Source organism: Nostoc sp. CHAB 5715, from assembly GCF_020829685.1.
Taxonomy (GTDB): Bacteria; Cyanobacteriota; Cyanobacteriia; order Cyanobacteriales; family Nostocaceae; genus Nostoc.
The window spans coordinates 1-4,949 of sequence record NZ_JAIVFR010000577.1; the positions used below are offsets into that span (position 1 = coordinate 1).

The 4,949-nt window shown below is 43.3% G+C and carries 3 protein-coding genes and 2 pseudogenes; 2 read left to right on the top strand and 3 right to left on the bottom strand.

Translation table 11 applies throughout. From position 1 onward, the window contains the following. The coding region (locus tag LC574_RS26490) for a 3'-5' exonuclease (RefSeq protein ID WP_306422159.1) at positions 1–486 on the top strand (486 nt) is incomplete at its 5' end. 36 nt (positions 487–522) lie between these two features. On the opposite strand, the pseudogene LC574_RS26495 reads toward LC574_RS26490, so the two are convergent. After that, positions 523–852: pseudogene (locus LC574_RS26495) on the bottom strand (transposase); the annotation flags it as partial. 355 nt (positions 853–1,207) lie between these two features. Between LC574_RS26495 and LC574_RS38265 the strand changes: the two are divergent. Continuing rightward, positions 1,208–1,342: a hypothetical protein gene (locus tag LC574_RS38265; protein ID WP_267871686.1), complete on the top strand. Its 135-nt coding sequence runs from the start codon at positions 1,208–1,210 to the stop codon at positions 1,340–1,342. Here LC574_RS38265 and LC574_RS26500 read toward each other — a convergent pair whose 3' ends face one another. Further along, the gene (locus LC574_RS26500) at positions 1,343–3,070 is read right to left on the bottom strand and encodes an NFACT family protein (protein ID WP_229456555.1); all 1,728 of its coding nucleotides are present in this window, start codon (positions 3,068–3,070) and stop codon (positions 1,343–1,345) included. It lies immediately after the preceding gene. A 987-nt stretch (positions 3,071–4,057) separates the two neighbouring features. Further along, positions 4,058–4,949: pseudogene (locus LC574_RS26505) on the bottom strand (glycosyltransferase); the annotation flags it as partial.

The window sequence follows — 4,949 nt, forward strand, 5'->3', positions numbered from 1 at the left end:
GGTCAACTGACCATTATTACCATGCACAAAGCCAAAGGGCTAGATTGGGACTATGTGTTTCTTCCCTTTCTCCACGAAAACTTGATTCCTGGGAGATTTTGGGTTCCTCCCCAAAGCCAGTTCTTAGGGGATTTTACCTTATCAGAAGTAGCCCGCGCCCAAATTCGTGCTGCTCTCCACGGAGAATCTACCATACCAGATGTTACACAAGCATGGGAACAAGCAAAGCACTTGAAAATATCTGAGGAGTACCGTTTACTCTACGTTGCGATGACACGAGCAAAGCGTCTGGTGTGGATGTCAGCAGCGCAAAAAGCCCCCTTTACTTGGAGTAAACCGGACAATTTACAAGAACAAGCGCCTTGTCCGGTTTTTCCAGCATTAAAGCGCCAATTTCCTGAATGTGTGATGAATTTAGCAGTAATGACCTCAAGTATCCATAGAAAGATGGATCTTGAGCAAGGAACCCAATTCGCTCCCCAATAGCAACGCTGTCCTTAACAATGCTTTTACCTAAAAGCAATTCCAGAGTCCTCCATCTGGCGCGTTTTCTTGTAAAGCTTGCCATAGCTGTGCTTTATGTATGTCGGAGATTAACGGCTTTACGCCTTGATTTGAAAGGCGGCGATCGCCAATTCCACTTATACCCAACTCGTTGTATCGTTTAACCAATGCGTAGATCCATGTTCTGCTATAGCCTGTTACTTCCTCTACTTCTTCGGTCTTTTTTCCTTGTGCTAGTAACCATATAATCTGGTATTGACGACTTTCTACCCCCTCTTTCGCCTGACGGTAAAGCTGTTCTAACTCAGCAATATCTAAATGCCTGACTATACTGATTCGTTTTGGCATACTTCATTGTTTTCGTCTCTACTTTTAGAGTAAGTGTTTATCCGAACATGATATAACTATAAGATGCTCAAAAAATACTCAAAGTGTTTGTATTGAGATATCCCATAAGCACTTAAAAAACAAAAAGACCAGCCTCCCACAGCTGGTCTATAAAATGTTTATTTTTTTGCGTTGTCTTCTCAAGAGAGTTAAAACCCAATTGCGCGTTCCCAAAATGCAAGGGGCAACTTTTCTTAACAATATTGTAACAGTCAACACAGATTTTTCGTGAAATTCATCAAAAAAGGATATGAACAAAGCTTAAAAGCTTCTATCTATCAGGATAATTCAGCAGTTCGTGGGGTATATATGGGGGATGAGGGGCAGGGGAAGAAATCAATTCAAAATTCAAAATTCAAAATTCAAAATTAAAGAATTTCTGCCTCCAACAAGAACTGCCTCCTGTTTCTCAATGCCCCATGCCCCATGCCCAATGCCCAATGCCCAATGATTAATGACTAATGACCATTTGTGGTTTCCCCCAGAGGATGCTCTCTTGCTTGTAAATTGCAATTCCCGGTTTTGCTCCTTTGGGTTTGTAGACGTGTTTTAGCTGAGTATAAACTACTGGCACTTGTTCGCTCTGACGGGCGCGACTGTAGTAGGCGGCAAGATTAGCTACAAATTGCAAATCAGCTTCTTCTGCAACAGCACCGGGTTCTAGACGTAGTAGCACATGGCTCCCTGGAATTTCTTGAGCGTGAAACCAAAGGTCATAATCCCCAGCTACACGAAAGGTCAATTGGTCATTCTGGCGATTGTTGCGACCGATTAATATTTCAAAGCCGTTGGGGGTAACGTAACGATGAAAGTTGGTGCTGGGGGGTTCATTGGCACTGCGACTGCGATATTCTGGATCTTCTAAATACTTTTGTCCAATCAACTCTTCGCGGATTTCTTCTAAAGCTCGCAAATCTTCTGCTGTTTGATAGGTGTCTATTTGGCTGATCGCAGCTTCTACTTGTTCTAAATACTCAATTTCTGTCTGGACTTCTAACAGTAGGGGTTCGACAGCAGCACGAGCGCGTTTGAGCTTTTGGTGCTGTTTGTAAAGACTTTGGGCATTTTGGACAGCATTTTTATCTGGTTGGAGAGCGATCGCTACTGGCAAATTTGTCTCAAAATCTGAAAGGATAATTTCTTTCATCCCCGGTTCCCAGTTTTGCAAGTGAGCCATCAATAAATCAGCTTTTTGCCGATACTCATCGGCTTGATCTGATTGCTGCAAGCGTGTCTTAAAGGTTTGAGCCTTATTCCGTAATTTCGCCAGAATATTATTCAACTTCTGGCTTAACTGATGGCGCAATTGAGAAAATAATTGTTGGTCAATTTGGTTACTGTAGTAGTGGTTGAGTAACTCCTGGATATCTTTGACCTTTGCAACTGCACCCCAACCCATTACGGTGTAGCCATCTTTTGTCCAAGCGGGGTAAAATTTACTGGAGTCCAAGGCTTGCAGCCATTCTTGCCAACGTTCAAACAGCCGTCGCCAATCATTAGAGTTGAGGCTATCGGTGGATGTTTCTGGTGCAATATTTGCTTCTAATAGCATTAATTCCAGTAGTGCAGCACTCAAGCCACTATAACTTTTCAGCAATTGCCGCTTGATTGCTCCTGGCACTAAACTTACCCGTTCTTGCCAACGTTCTTGTGATTCGTTCAAACTGGGGACTGTTCCAGTCAGTTTTGGCGGTGTTTCATAAGGTTGTCCGGTTTGGATGGGACGGACACTAGATTGTTGCTGACTGACTTGATGGGCAGCAGTGATAATTATGTTGTTGGCATCGGTGAGAATGACGTTGCTATACTTGCCCATGATTTCTGCATAGACATGATACAGGGCGCTTTCTCCAGGACGACGGGCAAATTGCAAATCAATAACACGCTCCCAAGGGGCGATCGCTTCAATAGCTACCAGTGCCAAACCACTCAATTGATGTATCAGTTGTTGGCTAAAGGTAAAGGTATCTGGCGATCGCGGTGGCGGATCACCAATACAAATATGTGCAGCTTGGGGATGCCAAGAAATCTGTAGCCAATCTCGCTGTTTCAGGGTGCGTAATGCCATAGCAATAGTGTAGCGATCGCGCTGGTAAACCTGTTCTAAGCGTGATGGTAGCCAGTTAGCGCGGATTTCGCTACAAGCAGCTGTGAGAGTGGTAAAGTCAACTGGTTGCAAAGCGATTAGTTGTTAACATTCTAATGGTAGCGATCGCTATGCTTTTATTTTCGTTTAGTCAAAGCATAGCAGACCTCAACTATCATAGCGGTTACTTGGTTTGGTGATAGCTGCCAATAAAAAAACGCAGAAATCTATTATTCAGATAAACTCTCAGCACTTAGATGATAACTTACCTTTTTATACATTTTTTAGCGTCGAGTTTTGTCGGCTAAAGGTATATAACTAAATAAGCTAAGTACAGCTCACCACAAAAAGGGTATGGAATTTAATCATTCGTAGGTTGGGTAGAACGAAGTGAAACCCAACATTAAGCGTCGATATTTCCGAACCCCTTTTATGGTGACGTGTACTAAGTTATATCTTGCACCTGCCCACTTTCCCGCCAGAGAATAAATTCTCTGGCTAATAGCGCAAGTCCACTTAAGTGGACTCTAATCTTTATTGAGTCTTCTTTAGAAGACTTTAGCTATTAGCCTCAGAATTCATTCTGAGGCGGTTGTTGGGAATGGCACAAGTTCTGAGCTAATTAAACTAAACCGCGTCTATCTTGAAACCTGTAGTTCTTCGGTGATGAAAAGGATTTGCCCTCATCCCCCAACCTATCCCCCAGATTGGGATTCGGGGAGCCAGAATTTCAAAGTCCCTCGGACATCTCTGGAAGAGGGATTTAGGGTGAGGGCAAAAACTACGGTTCTCAACTTAGATAAGGTTTAATAATGGAAATCACTCAGCCTAGAGAAATATTTAGAATAAATGATTGAGTAATGGTGAGTGACGACTAGGAAAATAAAATTATGCTTACTTCCGAGTCAACCATTCACCATTATCTGTTACCCAAGAGAATTATTTAGCAACCAAAATCGGCTGTTTTGCTGCTGACTGCACTAATTCGACTGTTGACTCCACTATTTCTTTTGCTGTTGACTGCACTAGTTCGGCTGTTGACTCCACTAGTTCTTTTGCTGTTGACGCTACTGGTTGTGGCTGCAACAGTTGGGTGTAAAGTTCACTCAGTTGATGTGCTACGCCATCCCAGCTAAACTTAGTTTCGACGCGCTTTCTACCAGCTTTACCCAATTCATCTCGCCATTCTGGATTTAAGAGAATTCGGTCAATGGCAGATGCAAAGGCATCTACATCTTGCGGTGGTGCTAATAAACCAGTTTCTTCATTAACTACAGTAAACTGAAGTCCACCGACATCACTTGCTACCACTGGTGTACCGCTTGCCATCGCTTCGATCGCTACGAGTCCAAAGGGTTCGTAGTGACTGGGAACAACGCAAACATCAGAAGCTGCGTAATAAGTTGGCAAAATATCTTGACTCAGACGACCAGCAAAAGTGGTAAAGTCGCTCATCCCCAATTCGTTGACGATTTGCTCAATGCGATCGCGCTCAATCCCGTCACTGTTACCTGGAGTACTACCACCACCAATAATTAGCTGGAGATTTTTGGAGTCACGTAGCCCAGACTCATTTACTGCACGCACCAAGGTTTCTATCCCTTTGCGTTGGTCAAAACGTCCTACATATAATACAACTTTGGTTTCTTTCTCAATTCCCAATTCAGTCCTGGCTGCTTCTCGTGCAATCGAGCCAAAGCGCTGAATATCTGTACCGCAGGGAATGATGTCGATATTGCCTTTAGTGGAAACTAGCGATCGCATGTGTTGCTGTTCTTGCGGACTTGTCGCTACAATTCGCTCTGCTTTTTCCAACACCTCTTTTTCTACTGCTAATCGTTGACTAGCAATCTGAGGAATATTATCTATAGTGTTATACTTTACCGCTCCTAATGAGTGGTAGGTGTGAACCTGTTTACTCTCTTGGATTTTGTTTAACTGCATCCCCCCCCAACTAGAGAGCCAATAGTTA